Annotated in this window: 21 protein-coding genes; 2 read left to right on the forward strand and 19 right to left on the reverse strand. The window is 57.0% G+C overall.

Going from position 1 to position 18682, the window contains the following annotated elements:
* Positions 1 to 20: 20 nt before the first annotated feature.
* The 6 genes from rpsL to fkpA all read right to left on the reverse strand — a co-directional run bounded on the left by rpsL (position 21) and on the right by fkpA (position 3541).
* The gene (gene rpsL, locus F8R23_RS19105; RefSeq protein ID WP_025122329.1) at positions 21 to 395 is read right to left on the reverse strand and encodes a 30S ribosomal protein S12; all 375 of its coding nucleotides are present in this window, start codon (positions 393 to 395) and stop codon (positions 21 to 23) included.
* A 142-nt stretch (positions 396 to 537) separates the two neighbouring features.
* Positions 538 to 825, reverse strand: a complete 288-nt coding sequence (gene tusB / locus F8R23_RS19110; RefSeq protein ID WP_099063558.1) for a sulfurtransferase complex subunit TusB — start codon at positions 823 to 825, stop codon at positions 538 to 540.
* A 9-nt stretch (positions 826 to 834) separates the two neighbouring features.
* A complete protein-coding gene (tusC, locus tag F8R23_RS19115; protein WP_112349085.1) occupies positions 835 to 1194 on the reverse strand; it encodes a sulfurtransferase complex subunit TusC in 360 nt (119 codons plus the stop codon).
* An 8-nt stretch (positions 1195 to 1202) separates the two neighbouring features.
* The gene (gene tusD, locus F8R23_RS19120) at positions 1203 to 1592 is read right to left on the reverse strand and encodes a sulfurtransferase complex subunit TusD (protein ID WP_099063556.1); all 390 of its coding nucleotides are present in this window, start codon (positions 1590 to 1592) and stop codon (positions 1203 to 1205) included.
* Entirely contained in the window at positions 1592 to 2314 is a 723-nt protein-coding gene (locus F8R23_RS19125; protein ID WP_165366404.1) for a helix-turn-helix transcriptional regulator, read from the reverse strand. The genes tusD and F8R23_RS19125 overlap by 1 nt, the downstream gene beginning before the upstream one ends.
* Positions 2315 to 2707: 393 nt before the next feature.
* Positions 2708 to 3541, reverse strand: a complete 834-nt coding sequence (gene fkpA, locus F8R23_RS19130) for an FKBP-type peptidyl-prolyl cis-trans isomerase (RefSeq protein ID WP_099063554.1) — start codon at positions 3539 to 3541, stop codon at positions 2708 to 2710.
* Between the two features lie 370 nt (positions 3542 to 3911).
* On the opposite strand from fkpA, the gene F8R23_RS19135 reads away from it, so the two are divergent.
* Positions 3912 to 4139 carry a SlyX family protein gene (locus tag F8R23_RS19135; RefSeq protein WP_085119776.1) on the forward strand — a complete coding sequence of 76 codons (228 nt, stop codon included), beginning with the start codon at positions 3912 to 3914 and terminating at the stop codon, positions 4137 to 4139.
* 58 nt (positions 4140 to 4197) lie between these two features.
* Here F8R23_RS19135 and slyD read toward each other — a convergent pair whose 3' ends face one another.
* The 4 genes from slyD to kefG all read right to left on the reverse strand — a co-directional run bounded on the left by slyD (position 4198) and on the right by kefG (position 7509).
* Positions 4198 to 4806, reverse strand: a complete 609-nt coding sequence (gene slyD / locus F8R23_RS19140; protein WP_151415900.1) for a peptidylprolyl isomerase — start codon at positions 4804 to 4806, stop codon at positions 4198 to 4200.
* Between the two features lie 122 nt (positions 4807 to 4928).
* Positions 4929 to 5132 (reverse strand): YheV family putative zinc ribbon protein, encoded by a 204-nt coding sequence (locus F8R23_RS19145; protein WP_012147237.1) that lies wholly within the window; start codon positions 5130 to 5132, stop codon positions 4929 to 4931.
* A gap of 14 nt (positions 5133 to 5146) precedes the next feature.
* Positions 5147 to 6955 carry a glutathione-regulated potassium-efflux system protein KefB gene (kefB, locus tag F8R23_RS19150; RefSeq protein WP_129936933.1) on the reverse strand — a complete coding sequence of 603 codons (1809 nt, stop codon included), beginning with the start codon at positions 6953 to 6955 and terminating at the stop codon, positions 5147 to 5149.
* A gap of 2 nt (positions 6956 to 6957) precedes the next feature.
* Positions 6958 to 7509, reverse strand: coding sequence for a glutathione-regulated potassium-efflux system ancillary protein KefG (gene kefG, locus F8R23_RS19155; protein WP_165366406.1), 552 nt, complete (start codon positions 7507 to 7509; stop codon positions 6958 to 6960).
* A 133-nt stretch (positions 7510 to 7642) separates the two neighbouring features.
* Between kefG and F8R23_RS19160 the strand changes: the two genes are divergently transcribed.
* Entirely contained in the window at positions 7643 to 9556 is a 1914-nt protein-coding gene (locus F8R23_RS19160; RefSeq protein WP_129936934.1) for an ABC transporter ATP-binding protein, read from the forward strand.
* Between the two features lie 15 nt (positions 9557 to 9571).
* Here F8R23_RS19160 and tauD read toward each other — a convergent pair whose 3' ends face one another.
* The 9 genes from tauD to F8R23_RS19205 form a co-directional block, all read right to left on the reverse strand.
* Positions 9572 to 10420: a taurine dioxygenase gene (gene tauD, locus F8R23_RS19165; protein WP_099063549.1), complete on the reverse strand. Its 849-nt coding sequence runs from the start codon at positions 10418 to 10420 to the stop codon at positions 9572 to 9574.
* Positions 10417 to 11256: a taurine ABC transporter permease TauC gene (tauC, locus tag F8R23_RS19170; protein WP_129936936.1), complete on the reverse strand. Its 840-nt coding sequence runs from the start codon at positions 11254 to 11256 to the stop codon at positions 10417 to 10419. Before tauC ends, tauD begins: the two co-directional genes overlap by 4 nt.
* Positions 11253 to 12020 carry a taurine ABC transporter ATP-binding subunit gene (gene tauB / locus F8R23_RS19175; RefSeq protein ID WP_099063547.1) on the reverse strand — a complete coding sequence of 256 codons (768 nt, stop codon included), beginning with the start codon at positions 12018 to 12020 and terminating at the stop codon, positions 11253 to 11255. The genes tauC and tauB overlap by 4 nt, the downstream gene beginning before the upstream one ends.
* 9 nt (positions 12021 to 12029) lie before the next feature.
* Positions 12030 to 13025 (reverse strand): taurine ABC transporter substrate-binding protein, encoded by a 996-nt coding sequence (gene tauA / locus F8R23_RS19180; RefSeq protein WP_129936937.1) that lies wholly within the window; start codon positions 13023 to 13025, stop codon positions 12030 to 12032.
* Positions 13026 to 13133: 108 nt separating this feature from the next.
* Positions 13134 to 14255, reverse strand: a complete 1122-nt coding sequence (locus F8R23_RS19185; RefSeq protein ID WP_151415901.1) for a Gfo/Idh/MocA family protein — start codon at positions 14253 to 14255, stop codon at positions 13134 to 13136.
* Positions 14252 to 15316, reverse strand: a complete 1065-nt coding sequence (locus F8R23_RS19190) for a sugar phosphate isomerase/epimerase family protein (RefSeq protein WP_129939083.1) — start codon at positions 15314 to 15316, stop codon at positions 14252 to 14254. Before F8R23_RS19190 ends, F8R23_RS19185 begins: the two co-directional genes overlap by 4 nt.
* Positions 15313 to 16392: a Gfo/Idh/MocA family protein gene (locus F8R23_RS19195; protein WP_151415902.1), complete on the reverse strand. Its 1080-nt coding sequence runs from the start codon at positions 16390 to 16392 to the stop codon at positions 15313 to 15315. The genes F8R23_RS19190 and F8R23_RS19195 overlap by 4 nt, the downstream gene beginning before the upstream one ends.
* Positions 16385 to 17644 (reverse strand): MFS transporter, encoded by a 1260-nt coding sequence (locus F8R23_RS19200; protein ID WP_112349095.1) that lies wholly within the window; start codon positions 17642 to 17644, stop codon positions 16385 to 16387. The genes F8R23_RS19195 and F8R23_RS19200 overlap by 8 nt, the downstream gene beginning before the upstream one ends.
* 31 nt (positions 17645 to 17675) lie before the next feature.
* Entirely contained in the window at positions 17676 to 18593 is a 918-nt protein-coding gene (locus F8R23_RS19205) for a GNAT family N-acetyltransferase (protein WP_151415903.1), read from the reverse strand.
* Positions 18594 to 18682: the final 89 nt, after the last annotated feature.

Raw genomic sequence — 18682 nt, forward strand, 5'->3', positions numbered from 1 at the left:
CCTTACTTAACGGAGAACCATTAAGCCTTTGGCTTCTTCACGCCGTACTTGGAACGAGATTGCTTACGGTCTTTAACACCGGAGCAGTCAAGTGCACCACGGACGGTGTGGTAACGCACACCTGGCAAGTCTTTTACACGACCGCCACGGATCAGGATCACGGAGTGTTCCTGCAGGTTATGACCTTCACCGCCGATGTAGGAGGTAACTTCAAAACCGTTAGTCAAACGCACACGGCATACTTTACGCAGTGCGGAGTTTGGTTTCTTAGGAGTGGTGGTATATACGCGAGTACATACGCCACGTTTCTGCGGGCAGGCTTCCAGCGCTGGAACGTTGCTTTTAGCAGCCTTCACAGAGCGTGGTTTGCGTACCAGCTGATTAATTGTTGCCATTAAAAAGCTCCTGGTTTTTGCTTCGCTTGTTGCTTCGTAAACATGTGATAAATCCCCCCGTATGCACTACTGGCAAAGTACGGGACGCAGAATTTTAGGGCTGAGTAGTAGATGTGTCAAGAAATATACAACAATACTCTCATCACCAAGACATTTGGCTGCGGTGCTTTTCGGTTAATTCAACGAAGTGATTATAGCCGATGACAGTGATCTTGTGCGAAAAATGACCAACCAGGCCTCTAGCCTCCAGGTCATCCTGTAGTGCATAAAGGGATATGGGGGCGTTGAGCAGCAATTCAAGATGCGCACTCCCGGCCAGGCCGGCCAGCACGCCATCCTGTAACAACAGCAGGTCATCGCCCGCTGCCGCCAGGCGCAGCAACGCAGGTAAATCGCATTGAGTTGGGGAACGGCCAAGGGTATACAGCATCAGGATTTCCTAAAAAGTCATCACCGCATCATAGCCGGCTAACTGTTGACGCAGCGCATCCGGCGCCAATACCTCGGCGTCCAGCACCCAGTCGGTCACCTGACTCAGACCGCGTTCCTGCAAGGATGCCTGGCACAGATAACACTGCTCAACGTCATACAACGGCAATACGCCAAAGGTGGCGATGTAATTGCGAGCCAGAATTTTTTCCGGTTGCTGCCCCGGCAATAGCTGCAACACGCCATCACCGATAAAAAACACGCCCAGATCTTCGCTCAGCGCCGAAGTGGCCAGTAACGCATCCAACCCTTCCCTGCCGCCGCTACTGCCGTGCGGAGCCTGGGTAAAAACAAAAGCGACTCGTTTCATAAACTCTCTTAGAACTGTACCAGGCGGTCACTGCTCAGCGCAGCCTCTGCCAGTGAACCTAACCCGCTGAGGATAAAACCCGGCTGCAGGTTTGCCGCAGCCAGCCCCTGCTGAGCCGCTTCCTGTTCATCGGTCACCCCACGTCGCAATGCAGCCGCCACGCAGACATTGAGCTCAACACGGTGTTGCTGTGCCAACTGCACCCAACCGCGGACCAAATCGAACTCATCACCGGCGGGCGCCGTCAGTTGATTGGCGTTAAACACCCCTTCACGGTAAAAAAACACGCTGGAGAGGCGGTGCCCTTTCGCCAGCAAAGCCTGAGCAAACTGGTAGGCGCTGCTGGCCTGCTGGGTACCATACGCCGGTCCGGTGACCAAAAGGCAGTAATTCAGCATCAGCGGTCAGTTCCCACCAAATCGCCGCTTTTGAACTGGCGGATGTACAGATACACGGTGTGCTTGGAGATATTCAGACGATCCGCCACCTGATTAATCGCATCCTTGATGTCAAAAATGCCTTTCTCGTAGAGGTTCAGCACCACCTGACGATTTTTGGCATTGTTGGAGACGTTACGATCGGCATTAACTTCCTCAATGGTGAACTCCAGCGTTTGAGCCACCAAGTCGTCAACGGAAGACGCAAAGTTAACCGAAGGAGCCACTTCCTGAGTTTCCGGCGGCATAAAGGTCTGCATCACCTGAGAGAAAGGCACGTCGAGGTTCATGTTAATACACAACAGGCCGATCACCCGCTGGTCGTGGTTGCGAATGGCAATCGTCACCGACTTCATCAGCACACCACTCTTGGCGCGGGTAAAATAGGCTTGCGATACACTGCTGTCATTGCCGGCCATGTCATGCAACATGCGCAGCGCCAGGTCGGTGATCGGCGAACCGATTTGCCGCCCAGTATGCTCCCCATTGGCAATACGTACCGCCGAGCATTTCAAATCTTCCAGTGCATGCAGCACAATCTCACAATGCCCGCCGATCAACATCGCCAGGCCATCAACCACGGCTTCGTAAGACTTCAGAATTTCATGATCCGTTTGGGTAAACGGACGTTCGTTCAGCAAATCAAGTTCGCTGGCTTCGCTGGATAAAAGCGAATTAGACATCGAAAATACCACCCTCAAAGATCGCCTGTGCCAGGGGGCGCAGCTAAAACTGCTCGTGCGGGCTTCTTCACTCCCTGGGATTGCTCAGGGTGTGCGAGCTGGCTGATATCAGTATGAAACAGCACGACATGCGTCCGCCGCCTTGACGGCCAGGAACAGTTTTAGGTACACGCCCTAAGGGGCAGGCGCATGACTTATAAGTCCGGATAATTAGTCTAGCAAAACAGCCAGAGTAAAGTCCTTGCGTTTGCGCGTGGTATTGACGTTAAGCCCGATGCCCGGCAGGCGTCAAGCAATCAGTGGAGGAGGAAGTGAAAGTTACGCCCGATTCGGCAGGCTGAAATGAACACCGCCGCGAAGAATGTTCGCGGCGGTATGGGGACTCAGGCAAACTTACTGTGCTTTGGCATCAGCCGCTGCGTCAGCCGGTTTCTCAGCCTTGGCGTCTGCTTTCGGCGCGGCTTTCACATCCAGCAGCTCAACGTCGAACACCAGAGTGGAGTTAGCCGGGATACCCGGGACGCCAGTTTTACCGTAGGCCAGCGCCGGTGGGATAACCAGCTTGATTTTGCCGCCTTTCTTAATGTGTTTCAGGCCTTCAGTCCAGCCTGGGATCACACCGTCCAGACGGAATGACAGTGGCTCGCCACGAGTGTACGAGTTATCAAACTCGGTACCGTCGGTCAGGGTGCCCTTGTAGTTCACCACAACGGTATCGCTGTCTTTAGGCGCAGCACCGGTACCTGGCTTCTCTACCTGATAAAGCAGGCCAGACTCGGTTTTCTTCACGCCTTTCTCTTTAGCGAAGGTGTCGCGATACTTGGTACCTTTCGCTTCGTTATCTTTCGCGTCCTGCTCCATCTTCGCCTGAGCGGAAGCCTTCACGCGTGCTTCAAAGCTCTGCAGGGTTTTTTCGATATCTGCGTCGTTCAGCTTGCTCTTGTTGGCGAAAGCGTCCTGAACGCCTGAGATCAACTGGTCTTTGTCCAGTTTAATACCCAGTTTCTCTTGTTCTTTCAGTGAGTTGTCCATGTAACGGCCCAGGGATGCACCCAGTGCGTAAGCCGCTTGCTCGTCGTCACTCTTGAACTTGCCAGTGCTTGGTGCCGCGTCGGCAGCTTTAGCCGCTTCTGCTGGTTTAGCTGCATCGGCAGCCATGACCTGGGTCGCATTCAAAGCAAAAGCCATGGTGGTTGCCAGAAGCGTGACTTTAAACAAAGATTTCATCCATTTCTCCAGTGTCTGAAGCGATGCCCCAAACAATCATTAAGTAAGATAACCGGGCTACTATAGCTGTCCGAAACAAAACAAAACAGTCACACAGGTAACCAATCGAGTCAAAGTGTGACTCCAGCTTTAAACAGAAGTTTCGTTTAATGTGCTACCCATATGATAAATCAGATTTTTCCACCATCTGACGCCCAACGGTAACAAATCCGCCCAAGGTAAGCGCTCTATTTTTCAGCACTTTACACAGTGCACCAACGCGCTCGGTTATCGCCCCAACGGAACGGGGTGAAATAGCGCAGCGCAAAGCCGGTGGCAGCTGTTAACATAGCGTCAGATTCAGGATTAAACCGCGTCAGAGGTAGCCCCCATGCACAACGCCGATAACCAAAGCCTGTTACTGCGGCTTGAAGAGTTGGAGAGCCGTCAGGCCTTCCAGGAAGTCACCATCGAAGATCTCAACCAGACCCTGGTACAGCACCAGCTTGAAATGCTGAAATTGCAGGAACATCTGCGCGTGCTGACCGATAAACTGCGTTCGACCCAGACGTCGATGATAGCTTCGCAGTCGGAAGAAACACCGCCACCACATTATTGATAAACCATAAAAAAGGGCAGCCCCTGGGCCGCCCTTTTTTGCCGTTACTGCGCTGCGATTAGTGGCAGCCGCAACCGCCGTTACCGCAACCGCCTTTCTTGGCTTGATCCTGGTCATGCGCATGGTCATGATCGTGATCGTGATCGTGGCCATGACCGCCGCAGCAGCCTTCGCCGTGTTCATGGTCGTGGTGATGATCGTGCTCGCCGTGTACGTGGCCGTGCGCCAGTTCTTCAGCGGTAGCTTCGCGGATAGCGACAACTTCCACGTTGAAGTTCAGGTTCTGACCCGCCAGCATGTGGTTACCGTCAACCACTACGTGATCGCCGTCCACTTCGGTGATCTCGACCGGCACTGGGCCCTGATCGGTATCAGCCAGGAAGCGCATACCCACTTCCAACTCGTCAACGCCCATAAAGACGTCTTTTGGCACGCGCTGCACCAGGTTTTCGTCGTAGTTGCCGTACGCATCGTTAGCGCCAACATTCACGTCAAAACGATCGCCCGCTTCGTGGCCTTCGAGAGCTTTTTCCAGACCTGCAATCAGAGAGCCATGCCCGTGCAGATAGTCCAGCGGCGCACTCACCGGAGACTCATCAACCAAAACACCGTCTTCTGTACGTACTTGATAAGCCAGGCTGACCACCAAGTCTTTTGCTACTTTCATGATATCTCCTACCGTTGGATACTTGGACGCAACCGTCATGGGGGCTGCGCCTTAACCGGACAGATTGTATCGGAAATCTTTCCCGCTGTACCCTCCAGCATAAAAAATCGCGCTCGATAACGCTACTCCGGATGGAAAATACCGATCACCTGTTCCTGCGGTCGGACGTGCTTTTCTACCTGCTCTTCGGTCTGCCGCTGATGATGGCCGCACTTAACGCACTCCACCACTTCAACCTGGTCTTCACGCCAAACTGCCAGCGTATCCATAGCCTTACAGCTCGGGCAGACCGCCCCGGCGATAAATCTTTTACGTGTTGCAGACATCTCAGTGCTCCAAATTATTCGTATTCATCCCAGCCGTCGAACTGGCGACTCTCTTTTTGCATTTCTCGATGGAAAAGTTCTTCCAACTCGCGCCGCGCTTCTTTCACGCGGGAAATCTGCGCCACATCGCCGTGATGCGGAGGCATCAGCTCACGCAGCATACGCATATCCAACCGGCGGAAGTGCTGCTGCGCCCGGTAGGCCTGATGCGGATGCATACCCAGCTCCGTTAACGCCTTGCGTCCCAGTTCCAGCGCGCTGGAAAAAGTTTCACGACTGAACTGTTTGACTCCGGCCTGCAGCAATTCGTGCGCCTCCACACGGCCGCGAGCCCGCGCCAGAATGCTCAGATCGGGAAAATGTTGCTGGCACAGACGCACGATTTCCATGGTGTCTTCAGGTTCATTACAGGTGATCACAATCGACTTGGCCTTCGCCGCACCGGCCGCACGCAGCAGTTCCAGTTCGGTGGCGTCGCCGTAATACACCTTGTAGCCGTAGCGGCGCAGCACACCGACGGCGCTGACATCACGCTCCAACACGGTGATGCGCATCTTGTTGGCCATCAGCAACCGACCGATCACCTGACCAAATCGCCCGAAACCGACGATGATCACCTGCGGGTCATCGTCCTCCACATACGGCGTCTCTTCGTCTTCATCGCGGGCGTTGTAACGGCGTGCCAGGATGCGATCAATAATTTGCATCAACAGCGGTGTGGTCATCATCGACAGAGTGACCACCACCAACAGCAGCGCGAGTTGATCGGGCTGCAACACCTTCTGCGTACCCGCCGCCGAGAACAGCACAAAGGCGAACTCACCGCCCTGGCTAAGCACGCCGGCAAACTGCAAACGTACCGAACTGCGCAGGCCGAAGATACGCGACAGTGAATACAACACCCCTGACTTGATCGCCACCAGCGCCACCACGCCAATCAACACTTCGGCCAGATGGGTATAGAGTACGCCGATATTTAACGCCATACCCACCGAGATAAAGAACAGCCCCAGCAGCAACCCCTTGAATGGCTCGATTGAAATCTCCAGCTCATGGCGATATTCACTCTCCGCCAGCAGCACGCCGGCGATAAAGGTCCCAAGCGCCATCGACAGGCCAAGCGCATCCATAAACAGCGCCGCCCCCAGCACCACCAACAGAGCGGCGGCGGTGAAGATTTCACGCACCCCGGAAGAGGCGATATAGCGAAACAGCGGCCGCAGCAGGAAACGTCCACCGATCAGCATGCCGCCGAACGCCGCCACCTTGAGTGCAATTTGTGCCCAGTCGTCACTGCTGCCCCCGGCCCCGGCCAGGATCGGGATCAGCGCCAGCGCCGGGATCACCGCCATATCCTGGAACAGCAATACCGAGAACCCCAGTTGGCCGCCCTCATTGCGGTTCATGCCCTTCTCGCGCATTAGCTGCAGCGCCATGGCGGTTGACGACATCGCCAGCCCAATGCCCCCGATTACGGCGGCCTGCCAGGCGAAATGAGTCAGATAAAGCAGCGCCCCCAGCACCGTGGCGGTAATCAGCACCTGCCCGGCACCGACGCCAAAGATGGAGCGCCGCAACTCCCACAGTTTGCTCGGGTTCAGTTCCAGCCCGATGATAAACATCAGGAACACCACGCCCAGTTCGGAAAAGTGCAGGATCTCGTCAACATCACGGATAAAACCCAGCCCCCAGGGGCCGATGGCGATACCGGCGATCAGATATCCCAACACTGCGCCAATGCCCAGGCGACGAGCGATCGGCACCGTGACCACCGCTGCGAACAGGAACAGTAAAATTGCGGTCAGTAAGGTTGAACCTTCCATGTTTACCTCCCTCCGTGTGGTAGCGGATTACGCAGCCAGTCGCCATACGCGGCGGCATGGCTTTCCAGCACCTCTGGCTTCTGCCTGCGCGCCCAATACACCAGCATCGGCGTCAGCCAGTGCATGTGGCACATGGCGGCGGTCAGTTCGAACGGACGCAAAATATCTTCCATCGGATAGCGGTTATAACCGCCGGTGCGATAGGCCCCCTCAGGTTCACCGGTGGTGATCACCGAACGCCAGTACTTTCCCGCCAGCGCATTGCCACCCATGCCGCTGGCAAAACCGCGAGACAGCACGCGATCCAGCCATTCTTTCAACAGGGCCGGGCAACTGTAGGTATAGAGAGGATGTTGAAAAACAATGACCTGATGTTCACGCAGCAGTTGTTGTTCATGGTGAATATCAATAAAAAAATCAGGATAGTGCGCGTATAAATCATGCACGGTGACATGGTCCAACTGCTGTGCCGGTCGAAGCAAAACCCGATTCGCGACCGAGTCCTGGGATTCCGGATGGGCATACAGCAGCAAGACCTTCGGCGGCTGTGACATCATTCCCCTCCAAAGCGTCGTCAGGGTAGCGGTTTTCCGTTACCATGCTCCGCAAAGACTAATAATAGGACAGTCTGCGTCCTGTTAACTTAGAACTCACTCAATTTAACATACTCTGAACATACGGCACTTTATGATTGTATTTTCCTCGCTACAAATCCGACGCGGCACCCGCGTCCTGTTGGACAACGCCACTGCGACGGTTAATCCAGGTCAGAAAGTCGGCCTGGTGGGTAAAAACGGCTGCGGCAAATCGACGCTGCTGTCATTGCTGAAGGGCGAAATGGCCGCAGACGGCGGCAGCTACACCTTCCCAAGCAGCTGGGCCCTGGCCTGGGTCAACCAGGAAACGCCAGCGCTGGATATACCGGCGCTTGAGTATGTGATCGACGGCGACCGCGAATTCCGCCAGCTTGAAGCCGAATTGCAGGTGGCGAACGATAAAAACGACGGTCATGCCATCGCCACGCTGCACGGTAAACTGGACGCGCTCGATGCCTGGACTATCCGTTCACGCGCCGCCAGCCTGCTGCACGGTCTGGGCTTTTCCAACGAACAGTTGCTCAATCCGGTACGCGCCTTCTCGGGCGGCTGGCGTATGCGTCTGAACCTGGCACAAGCGCTGGTCTGTCGCTCAGACCTGCTGCTGCTCGACGAACCCACCAACCACCTGGACCTGGATGCGGTGATCTGGCTGGAGCGTTGGCTGAAGAGCTACCCTGGCACGCTGGTGCTGATTTCGCATGACCGTGACTTCCTCGATCCGATCGTCGATAAAATTCTGCATATCGAACAAGAAACCATTAACGAATATACCGGTAACTACTCTTCGTTCGAACGTCAGCGTTCGACCAAGCTGGCACAGCAACAGGCGCTGTACCAGAACCAACAAGAGAAAGTGGCGCACCTGCAAAGCTACATTGACCGCTTCCGCGCGCAGGCTACCAAGGCCAAGCAGGCGCAAAGCCGCATCAAAATGCTTGAACGCATGGAGTTGATCGCACCGGCCCACGTCGATAACCCGTTCAGCTTCAGCTTCCGCCAACCGGAAAGCCTGCCGAACCCGCTGCTGCGCATGGAAAAGGTCAGCGCCGGTTATGGCGACAAGGTGATCCTGAACTCGATCAAACTGAACCTGGTCCCCGGCTCGCGTATCGGTTTGCTGGGCCGTAATGGCGCCGGTAAATCCACCCTGATCAAAATGCTGGCCGGCTCGCTGGAACCGCTGAGCGGTGAGATTGGTTTGGCAAAAGGCATCAAGCTGGGTTACTTCGCCCAGCATCAGCTGGAGTTCTTGCGCGCCGACGAATCCCCGCTGCAGCATTTGAGCCGCATCGCTCCCCGGGTGCTGGAACAGCAGCTGCGCGACTACCTGGGCGGCTTCGGCTTCCAGGGCGATAAGGTCACCGAGGCCACCGAGCGTTTCTCCGGCGGCGAAAAAGCCCGGCTGGTACTGGCTCTGATTGTTTGGCAACGCCCTAACCTGCTGCTGCTCGATGAACCGACCAACCACCTGGATCTGGACATGCGTCAGGCGCTGACCGAAGCGCTGATCGACTTCGAGGGCGCGTTAGTGGTGGTCTCGCACGACCGTCACCTGTTGCGCTCCACTACCGACGATCTCTATCTGGTGCACGATGGCCAGGTGGAAGTGTTCGATGGCGATTTGGACGACTATCAGCAATGGCTGGTCGACCTGCAACGCCAGGAAAATCAGCAAGACGCACCGGACAAGGAAAACAACGGTAACAGCGCCCAGGCGCGTAAGGATCAGAAACGTCGGGAAGCCGAGTTCCGCAGCCAGACTCAACCGCTACGCAAGCAGATTGCCAAGCTGGAACAGCAGATGGAAAAGCTGAGTGCCGAACTGGCGGCGGTGGAAGAGAAGCTGGCGGATTCCTCGCTGTATGACATCAGCCGCAAGGCCGATCTGGCCCTCTGCCTGCAACAACAAAGCCAGGCCAAGTCCGCGCTAGAAGAAACGGAAATGACCTGGCTGGATGCGCAAGAGCAGTTGGAACAGTTCACCAACGAGTTTGATCTGTAACTCAGCCCCCACCTTTTAGGCCTTGTAAAAAGGCTTATCCCCCAGAATGGTCGCGCGGTGCATAATGCGCCGCTGCGGCAGATAATCCGCGTTGGCGTAATGCTGCGTCACGCGGTTATCCCAGATAGCAACGTCATTTTCCTGCCAGCGCCAGCGCACCTGGAACTCCGGCTTGGTAATGTGGGCGAACAGGAAGTTCAGCAGCGCGTCGCTCTCCTTCGGTGCCAAATCAACAATCCGCGTAGTGAAACCTTCGTTGACGAACAAAGCCTGCCGGCCGCTGACCGGATGCGTGCGCACCACCGGATGCAACAACGGCGGGTTTTTCTGTACCGCTACCTGCCAGCGCTGACGTTCTTCTTCACTGCCACGGTGCTTGTGCTCCGGGAATGATTTGGTGAAGTCATGCTCCGCCTTCAGCCCGGCCAGCAATTGTCTGAACGGCTCAGACAAGGCTTCATAGGCCGCAATCCCACTGGCCCACAGCGTATCGCCACCGGTGGAGGGCAGGGTTTTCGCCGCCAGAATCGCCCCCAAAGGCGGGTTTTCGATAAAGGTCACGTCGGTGTGCCAGTTATCGTTGTCCGGCGGATTATTGTCATGGGTATCCAGCACGATAATCTCTTTCACGTCGGCGGCTTGCGGGTAGACCGGATGGATATGCAGATCGCCGAAGCGACCGGCCAAATTACGCTGTTGCAGCGGCGTGATTGGCTGATTGCGCAAGAACAGCACCTGATGCTTCAGCAGCGCATGGTAAAGCTGCTCGAACTGGCCATCGCCCAACGGGCGCGCCAGCTCAACGTTTTCCACCAGAGCACCGATATAAGGCCCCAGCGGGGTGATACTTAAACGTTCGTTCATTGCTGTACTCCATGCCACGGGGTCAATCGGCGCTGCAAGGCACGTAACCCCAGCTCCAGCCCAAATGCAATAATCGCAATCACGCCGATACCGGCCAGCACCACATCGGTCGCCAGAAACTCACCGGCGGATTGCACCATAAATCCCAGGCCGCGGGTGGCGGCAATCAGTTCTGCGGCCACCAGCGTCGACCAGCCGACCCCCAACCCAATGCGGATGCCGGTTAAAATCTCCGGCAAGGCGCTCGGCAACACAACAAAGCGCAACACCTGCCAGCGGTTGGCGCCCAGCGTACTAGCAGCCCGAACCCGGACCTGCGCCACACTGCGCACACCGGCCACGGCAGACAGCGTCACTGGTGCGAAAATCGCCAGATAAATCAGCAGTATTTTGGAGGTTTCGCCGATGCCGAACCAAATCACCATCAACGGTAAATAGGCCAGCGGCGGCACCGGACGGTAAATCTCAATCAATGGATCAAGAATACCGCGCACCGTGTCGTTTAACCCCATGGCAATGCCCACCGGCACACCGATAATCACCGCGGCCAACAGCGCCACCAGGATGCGTCCCAGGCTGGCCGCCAGATGCTGCCATAGCGTGGCATCCATAAAGCCTTGCGGGCTGGCGATGGTAATCAGTTGATGCAACACCTGCTGCGGGGCCGGTAAGAATAACGGGCTGATCAGGTTAAGCGCGGTCACACTCCACCAGATGGCCAATACCACCAGCAGGGTGGCACTGCTCAGCCAGACGTTACGCGGCACGCTAAAACGACGGGGCGCTGCTGCAGCCTGTGGCTGAGCCCCCTCTTTGAGGGCAGAATGCAGACTCATAGCAAGGCCTCGCGCTGTTGGAATACTTTGCCCAGCACGTATTCGCGCTGAGCGATAAATTCAGGATCGGACTTAATCGAACGACAGGCCTCGCCGTCGGCATAGCGTTGGCCAAAGTTAAGCGTCAGGCGTTCCACCACCTGCCCCGGCCCCGGCGACAGCAACAACAGTTCACTGGCCAGGAACACCGCCTCTTCAATATCGTGGGTGATCAGCAATACCTGCTTGCCGGTATCACGCCAAATGTTCAGCAGCAGTTCCTGCATTTGCTCCCGGGTAAAAGCGTCCAGCGCGCCGAACGGTTCATCCAGCAACAGCAGACGCGGGTCGGCGGCCAGTGCGCGGGCAATGCCCACCCGTTGACGCATACCGCCAGAGAGTTGCCAGATAAAGTGTCGTTCATAACCGGCCAACCCGACACGTTGCAACATCTGCTCTGCCACCTGACGGCGCTGCTGCTTGCCGATACCGGCCAGTTGCAGGCCAAACTCGACGTTATCCACCACATTACGCCACGGCAGTAAACCTTCATGCTGGAACACCACGCCCCGCTCGGCTCCGGGGCCGTTAACGGTCGTTCCATCAAGCGTGATGCTGCCAGCTGAAGGCTCAATAAACCCGGCGATCAAATTCAGCAGCGTGGTCTTGCCGCAGCCCGAAGGTCCGAGCACCACCACCAGTTGCCCGGCGGCAATCTGGAACGAAACGTCCCGCAGTGCGGGGCGCCCCTGATACTCTGCTGAAAGGTGATTAACGTTTAACATACGGCTCCCCTACGACTGCGGCGCAGCCTGCACCTGTTTCACAAAACGATCGGTGACATAGGCACTGTAATCGCTGTCGACCTGCGGAATTTTGCCCTGCTGTTTCAGGAACTCGGCAGTATCACGGATCGCCTTGTCCACCGGCTGCCCCAACTGGGTGATTTGCTCCGCCACCGGCAAGTAGGTATTGCCTTTCACCAGCACCGGTATCTGTTCTTCAGGCACGCCGCTCAAACGGGCCAGCGTGCTGAGATTACCCTTGTCCTTCAGCCATTGTTCCGGTTGCGCCAGATAGGCTTTTTGCGCGTTCAGCGCGCTGGCGGCAAAGGCGGTCACCACTTCCGGGTGTTTTTCGGCAAAGTCTTTGCGCACTACCCAAACGTCGAGCGTCGGCGCGCCCCATTGCCCGACCTGGGCGGAATCGGTCAGCACTTTACCCTGCTTGGCTAACTCATTGACTACCGGTGCCCAGACGTAGGCTCCGTCAATGTCACCACGCTGCCAGGCGGCGGCAATTGCCGGCGGTTGCAGATTGAGAATTTTGACCTGCTCAGGCTTGATGCCCCAATGCTTCAGAGAAGCCAGCAGGCTGTAGTGGGTGGTTGAGATAAAGGGGACGGCGATGCGTTTGCCGATCAAATCCTGCGGGCTTTTGATCTCTTTTTTCACCACCAGGGCTTCGGAACTGCCGAGCTGGGAGGCGATCAGAAACACTTCGATTGGCAATTTTTGGCTGGCGGCCACCGCCAGTGGGCTGGAGCCGATATTACCGATCTGCACGTCGCCGGAGGCCAACGCACGCAGCACGCTGGATCCGCTGTCGAATTTACGCCAGTCAACGGTGGCACCGGATTGTTTGGCGAAGCTGTTTTCCGCCTGCGCCACCTTGGCGGGCTCCGCCGACGTCTGGTAGGCCACGGTCACGTCTACCGCATAGGCATTAGCCGCGCTGAGTGATAACACCAGCAGTACCGCGCCGCGTAATGAAAACAGTTTGCTCGCCATGATCCGCTCCGTTGATAAAAGTCTGTTCAGTTGCTGACAGTTTTATCTGAGCGGTGGCGAGCTATAAAAGAATAAAAAAAACTGCGTTATTACTTATGGGAATATAAATTAGTTCAGGTCTATCCATTGCCCACCGGCAGCACTGCTACGTTGGGCAGCATCGATAAATGCCATGCCCTGCACCCCGGTATCAATCCCCGGTAACAGGGGTGCCGCCTGCGGCCCATCCCGCAATCGTGCCGCCGCCTCGCGGTAAATTTGGCCAAATCCTTCCAGATAGCCTTCAGGATGCCCTGCCGGTACCCGTGCCAGTGAACGGTTTTCCACATACTGGAATGAAGAGGCGCGGGTTATGCAATAGGCTGGCGCATCCCGAGGCCGCATCCACAGCTGATTAGGTTGCTCCTGACAAAATTCCAGGCTGCCGTCGCTGCCATAGACTCTCAACCGCAGGCCGTTCTCATGGCCGCAAGCCACCTGACTGGCCCACAGTCGGCCTCTGGCACCGTTGGCGTAGCGCATTTGTACCCGCACATCGTCGTCTATCTGACGCCCAGGAATAAACGCAGTGAGTTCGGCGCTGATCGCCTGCGGCAACAGGCCGCTGACAAAATGCGCCAACTGCCAGGCATGGGTACCCACATCACCAATACAGCCGGCCCCGGCCTTTTCTGGCTGGGAACGCCAGCCAGCCTGCTTGTTGTCGGTCAGTTCCAGCGGCTGCGCCAGCCATTCTTGCAAATACTCCACCTCGATAAAGCGGATCGCCCCCAATTCACCGGCTAATACCCGACTACGCGCCTCGCGCACCAACGGATAGGCACTGTAGTTATGGGTCAATATCAGCTGCTTTTCGCTACGCTGCACCGTCTCGGCCAACTGCAACGCCTCGGCATAGCTGTTGCACAGAGGCTTGTCGCAGATGACGTCGATGCCGGCGTTAAGAAACGCGGTCGCCACCGGCGCATGCAGATAATTGGGGGTGACGATAGCCACCACATCGATGCCGTTTTCGCGCGCCGCCTCTGCCTGCGCCATCTGTTTAAAATCGTGATAGCAGCGCTGTGGGTCGAGGTGTAGCCGTTCGCCGGTGCGGCGACAGTTTTCCCAATCAGCAGAGAAAGCCCCGGCTACCAGCTCAAACTCATCGTCCATCCGCGCCGCCAGACGATGCACTGCGCCGATAAAGGCCCCTTCGCCCCCGCCGACCATCCCCAAGCGTAATCTCATGGTTGCTCTCCCATACCCAACATCTGTCTGACCTGTTTGCGTTCACCGCCGACGGCGGCAAAATCATCAAACGCCCTCTCAGCGACCGGAATAATATGGCGGGCGATAAACTCAGCCCCTTCCCGCGCACCGGCCTCCGGCGATTTCAGACAGCACTCCCACTCCAGCGTGGCCCAGCCGGGAAAATCGTACTGCGCCAGCTTGCTGAAAATTGCCGGGAAGTCGATCTGCCCATCGCCGAGTGAACGAAAGCGTCCGGGTCTTTCCAGCCACGGCTGATAACCGCCGTACACGCCGCTGCGAGCATTGGGCCGATATTCAGCATCCTTGACGTGAAACGCCCGAATGCGCGGGTGATAAACATCAATAAAGCCAAGATAGTCCATCTGCTGCAAATGCAGATGGCTGGGGTCATACAGGATATGGCAACGCGGGTGATTGCCAACCTGCCGCAGAAAGCGCTCAAAGGTCACACCGTCATGCAGATCCTCCCCTGGGTGCAGTTCATAGCAAAGGTCGACACCGACGTCGTCAAAAGCATCGAGGATCGGCCGCCAACGCTGTGCCAGTTGCCCGAAGGCTTCCTCCAGCAACAGCGCATTGTGCGGTGGCCAGGGATAAAAATAGGGCCAGGCCAGCGCGCCGGAAAAAGTCACGTGTGCGGCTAATCCCAACCGCTGCGATGCCTGTGCTGCCATCAGCAATTGCTCCGTTGCCCATGCTTGCCGGGCCTGAGAATTGCCGCGCACCTGGACCGGAGCAAAACCGTCAAAAGCCGGATCGTAAGCCGGATGCACCGCCACCAGTTGCCCCTGCAAATGGGTGGATAACTCGGAGATCGTCAGGCCGTGCCCCGCCAGCAACGCGCGCACCTCGTCACAATACTCCTGGCTGTGGGCCGCCCGCTTGAGATCAAAAATAGCGGGGGACGTGGTCGGGATCTGCAGGCTTTTAAACCCCAGCCCGGCGGCCCAACCGGCCAACCCGTCCAGCGAATCAAACGGCGCCTGCGGGCCGATAAACTGGGCCAGAAACAGCCCCGGCCCCTGAATGGTTTTCATGCTGATGACCTCCCTAACATTACTGTTTGCCGGCTGCGCACCGCTTCGTCCGCCGCCAGTACCACCCGCAGGCTGTTCAGGGCATCCTGCCAATGCCGGTCGAGATCCAACCCGTCCTGGATCGCCTGAAGAAAATAGCGCTGCTCGCTCAGGCACAGCGCCAAATGGTCCGGTTCGTCCTGACAGTCAATCCAGCGGTCCGATTGGAGAAACTGATTAGTGCTATCCAACGCCGCGCTGTGGATACGCAACGAGTCGGTACGGGTGTGGCCGTCGACGTTATCTGAATCCGCATCCGCCTGCCGCGCGACGATCGAGACTGAGCCACGCGGTCCAATCACGTCTTTGACGAAGTAGGCGGTTTCGCTGATCATCGGCCCCCAGCCGGCTTCGTACCAGCCAACGGAGCCATCGGCAAAACGCACCTGTAACTGGCCATAGTTGTACATTTCCGGCGGCAGCTCCTCACTCAGTCGTGCACCGATGGCGCTGACGCTGACCGGCTCCGACTGGGTCATCTGGCACATCACGTCGAGGTAATGCACGCCACAGTCGACAATCGGCGACAGCGACTGCATCAAACTGCGGTGCACATCCCACATCGCACCGTGACTCTGTTGATTGAGGTTCATGCGCATCACCAGCGGTTTGCCCAAATCACGGGCCAATTCGACGAATTGCTGCCATGACGGGTGGTGACGCAGAATATAGCCGACCACCAGTTGCCGCCCAGCGGCCCGCGCGGCGGCAATCACTCGCTCCGCACCGGCCAGGGTAGTGGCGAGCGGTTTTTCAATGAACAGATGGCAACCGGCAGCCAGCGCCGCTAACGCGTAGGCCTCATGAGTATCTGGCCAGGTGGTCAGGCAAACCGCATCCGGACGCGTCACCGTCAGCGCCTGGGCGAAATCACTGAACACCGGGTAGCCGCCCCCCAACCGGGTATTGAGCCGATGCCGGGAATCACCGCGCGCCACCAATCCGCAAATCTCGATGCCGCCCATACCCTGATAGGCTTCAGCATGTGAAGCCCCCATATTGCCGCAGCCCACCACCAGCACGCGCAAGTCAGTCATCGCGTTTCTCCCCCTGCGGGATTTCCCGGTAATTGAAGGTGAAGAAGAACAGTGCCGCGATCACCAGCGCACCGATAGCCGGATACCACCAGAAACTCTGCCACTGTGGCAGCGCTGCCGCCCCTTCTGCCGTCACCAAACGATTAAACAGTGCACCGCTTATTTGCGAACCAATCAACATGCCCAGACCATAGGTGAACAACACCAGCAGACTCTGGGCCTGGCCCTTGACTTTGTCACCGGCCACCTTGTCGGTGTAGATAAAACCGATCACGAAAAAGAAGTCGTAGCACATGCCGTGCAGAATGATGCCGAGGTAAATCATCCAGCGCAGTTCTTCGGTAATCCCCAGCGCAAACATCACGTAGCGCAGGAACCACGCCAACATACCAATCAGCAGCATCACCTTGATGCCCAGCCGTACAAACAGAAACGGGATCAGCAGCATAAAGAACAGTTCGGACATTTGCCCCAACGACATCACCCCGCCGACATTGTTGAAACCGGTCGCCGCGATGAAGGGCGCGGCATAGGCATAGTAGGCCGCCAGCGGGATGGAGATCAGCGTCGCGCAGATGATAAATACCAGGAAGTGTCGCTGCTTCAGCATGGCGAAAGCATCGGCACACAGCAGGTCACGCATTTTTATCGGTTTACCGCGTTCCGGCGCCGGGGTGTGTGGCAGGGTGAAGCTGTAAATAGCCAACACCAACGAGGCCACCGCCGCCAGTGTGAAAATACCGGTACTGTCTGACAGCCCGCTGGCACCGACGATCAGCCCAGCGACAATCCAGCCAAAGGTGCCGAACGCCCGCACCACAGGAAAGGCTTTTTCGCTGTTGCTCAGGCTATAAAACGCCACGTTGTTGCTGAGGGCGATAGTCGGCATATAACACAACATATAACCGAAAATGATCCACAACAGGCCGCTCTGTCCACTGCTGAAGAAACCGGGCATCAGCCACAACAACCCGGCACCGATCAGATGCAGCACCCCCAGCACCTTCTGTGAGGCAAAGAAGCGATCGACCAGCATGCCCAGCACGAACGGTGACAGAATCGAAGCGATCGGCCCGGTCGAGTAAGCATCGCCGATGATCGCCGCCAGGCCGAACTTACCCATCACTACGCCGAGCGTGACGTACCACGCCCCCCAAACAAAGAACTGCAGAAACATCATCAGTGCCAACCGCGGCACCACCCATTTGAATGTGACGCTTTTGGTCCCCAGGACTGCGCTGTCAGTTTGCATAATTCCCCCATTGGTCTTGTTGTGGTGTTGTCTAACCGCTTTCCGGCAGGAAGGACGGCATAACCACACCGCCGGGTTGTAGCGCACGGCCTTTCACCTGCGCAAAATGCAATTCACAAATCCGCCCGCCCCACTGCAACAGCACCTGGCTGAGGGCGGAACGTTGCGCCGGTACCAGCACCACCGGCGTGGTACCGCGATGGTGGCGATCCAGCATCCAACTGATCAACTCCAGGGCAATCTCTTCGTTGTGGCTGCAGCCCGGTCCCAACAGGCGGGAAGCCGGATGCGCCACCGAAGCCAGATAACCGCCAATGCTGCCGTCACGTTCCCACACAGCAGTCCGCCATAGCCCGCTGGCGTCGTTGAGGAAGTAGTCAATATCGCGCCGACGTTCGATGCCCAACAGCGTTCGTTCCAACTGCAGGATGCCGGGCAGATCCTCTGGCTGGGCGGAGCGCACTCTGCCACGCGTCAGACTGGGGAAGGAAAATCCCTCTACCGGCACCGGGATCGTCATATCCTGGTAAATCGCATAGGGCGTAAAACCGGCGCGGTGGTACAAAGCGTAGGAATCCAGGTTCAGCGCGCTGGAAAGCAACCTTATAGGCCGCTCTCCCGCCAGCTCATCGGCCTTGTTCAACAGTTGCGCGGCGATACCCCGGCCAAAGTAGTCGGGATGTACATTCATGATGCCCAGCCCGAAATGAGTTTCACGCGGGTGAAAGAAGCAGGAACCGCACAGCACGCCCTGTTCATCATGCGCAACCCAGTGCTGGCCGGGATCCAGATGGCGATAGACGTCAACAAACAGCCCGCAGCTGGTCGGCTCTGCGGAAAAGATGGCGCCCATGCCGTGGCGTTGATACCAGGCATTGGTCGACAGATGAATCAGTTGTGCGACCGCCTGGCGATCACCGTTTTCCGCTACTCTCAGTTGCACCTGCATCCGCCACCTCTTTTCAGATTATGGGTTCAGCGAAATAACGCGAAATCGCAAAATGTAATCGATTTCATTTTCACCATGAGCAAAATGTA

Source organism: Serratia proteamaculans (genome assembly GCF_008830365.1).
Classification (GTDB): Bacteria; Pseudomonadota; Gammaproteobacteria; order Enterobacterales; family Enterobacteriaceae; genus Serratia; species Serratia proteamaculans.

Excerpts from the sequence above, each read along its gene's own strand:
- rpsL (WP_025122329.1), bottom strand. The coding sequence starts at position 395 with ATGGCAACAATTAATCAGCTGGTACGCAAACCACGCTCTGTGAAGGCT.
- tusB (WP_099063558.1), bottom strand. The coding sequence starts at position 825 with ATGCTGTATACCCTTGGCCGTTCCCCAACTCAATGCGATTTACCTGCG.
- tusC (WP_112349085.1), bottom strand. The coding sequence starts at position 1,194 with ATGAAACGAGTCGCTTTTGTTTTTACCCAGGCTCCGCACGGCAGTAGC.
- tusD (WP_099063556.1), bottom strand. The coding sequence starts at position 1,592 with ATGCTGAATTACTGCCTTTTGGTCACCGGACCGGCGTATGGTACCCAG.
- F8R23_RS19125 (WP_165366404.1), bottom strand. The coding sequence starts at position 2,314 with ATGTCTAATTCGCTTTTATCCAGCGAAGCCAGCGAACTTGATTTGCTG.
- fkpA (WP_099063554.1), bottom strand. The coding sequence starts at position 3,541 with ATGAAATCTTTGTTTAAAGTCACGCTTCTGGCAACCACCATGGCTTTT.
- F8R23_RS19135 (WP_085119776.1), top strand. The coding sequence starts at position 3,912 with ATGCACAACGCCGATAACCAAAGCCTGTTACTGCGGCTTGAAGAGTTG.
- slyD (WP_151415900.1), bottom strand. The coding sequence starts at position 4,806 with ATGAAAGTAGCAAAAGACTTGGTGGTCAGCCTGGCTTATCAAGTACGT.
- F8R23_RS19145 (WP_012147237.1), bottom strand. The coding sequence starts at position 5,132 with ATGTCTGCAACACGTAAAAGATTTATCGCCGGGGCGGTCTGCCCGAGC.
- kefB (WP_129936933.1), bottom strand. The coding sequence starts at position 6,955 with ATGGAAGGTTCAACCTTACTGACCGCAATTTTACTGTTCCTGTTCGCA.
- kefG (WP_165366406.1), bottom strand. The coding sequence starts at position 7,509 with ATGTCACAGCCGCCGAAGGTCTTGCTGCTGTATGCCCATCCGGAATCC.
- F8R23_RS19160 (WP_129936934.1), top strand. The coding sequence starts at position 7,643 with ATGATTGTATTTTCCTCGCTACAAATCCGACGCGGCACCCGCGTCCTG.
- tauD (WP_099063549.1), bottom strand. The coding sequence starts at position 10,420 with ATGAACGAACGTTTAAGTATCACCCCGCTGGGGCCTTATATCGGTGCT.
- tauC (WP_129936936.1), bottom strand. The coding sequence starts at position 11,256 with ATGAGTCTGCATTCTGCCCTCAAAGAGGGGGCTCAGCCACAGGCTGCA.
- tauB (WP_099063547.1), bottom strand. The coding sequence starts at position 12,020 with ATGTTAAACGTTAATCACCTTTCAGCAGAGTATCAGGGGCGCCCCGCA.
- tauA (WP_129936937.1), bottom strand. The coding sequence starts at position 13,025 with ATGGCGAGCAAACTGTTTTCATTACGCGGCGCGGTACTGCTGGTGTTA.
- F8R23_RS19185 (WP_151415901.1), bottom strand. The coding sequence starts at position 14,255 with ATGAGATTACGCTTGGGGATGGTCGGCGGGGGCGAAGGGGCCTTTATC.
- F8R23_RS19190 (WP_129939083.1), bottom strand. The coding sequence starts at position 15,316 with ATGAAAACCATTCAGGGGCCGGGGCTGTTTCTGGCCCAGTTTATCGGC.
- F8R23_RS19195 (WP_151415902.1), bottom strand. The coding sequence starts at position 16,392 with ATGACTGACTTGCGCGTGCTGGTGGTGGGCTGCGGCAATATGGGGGCT.
- F8R23_RS19200 (WP_112349095.1), bottom strand. The coding sequence starts at position 17,644 with ATGCAAACTGACAGCGCAGTCCTGGGGACCAAAAGCGTCACATTCAAA.
- F8R23_RS19205 (WP_151415903.1), bottom strand. The coding sequence starts at position 18,593 with ATGCAGGTGCAACTGAGAGTAGCGGAAAACGGTGATCGCCAGGCGGTC.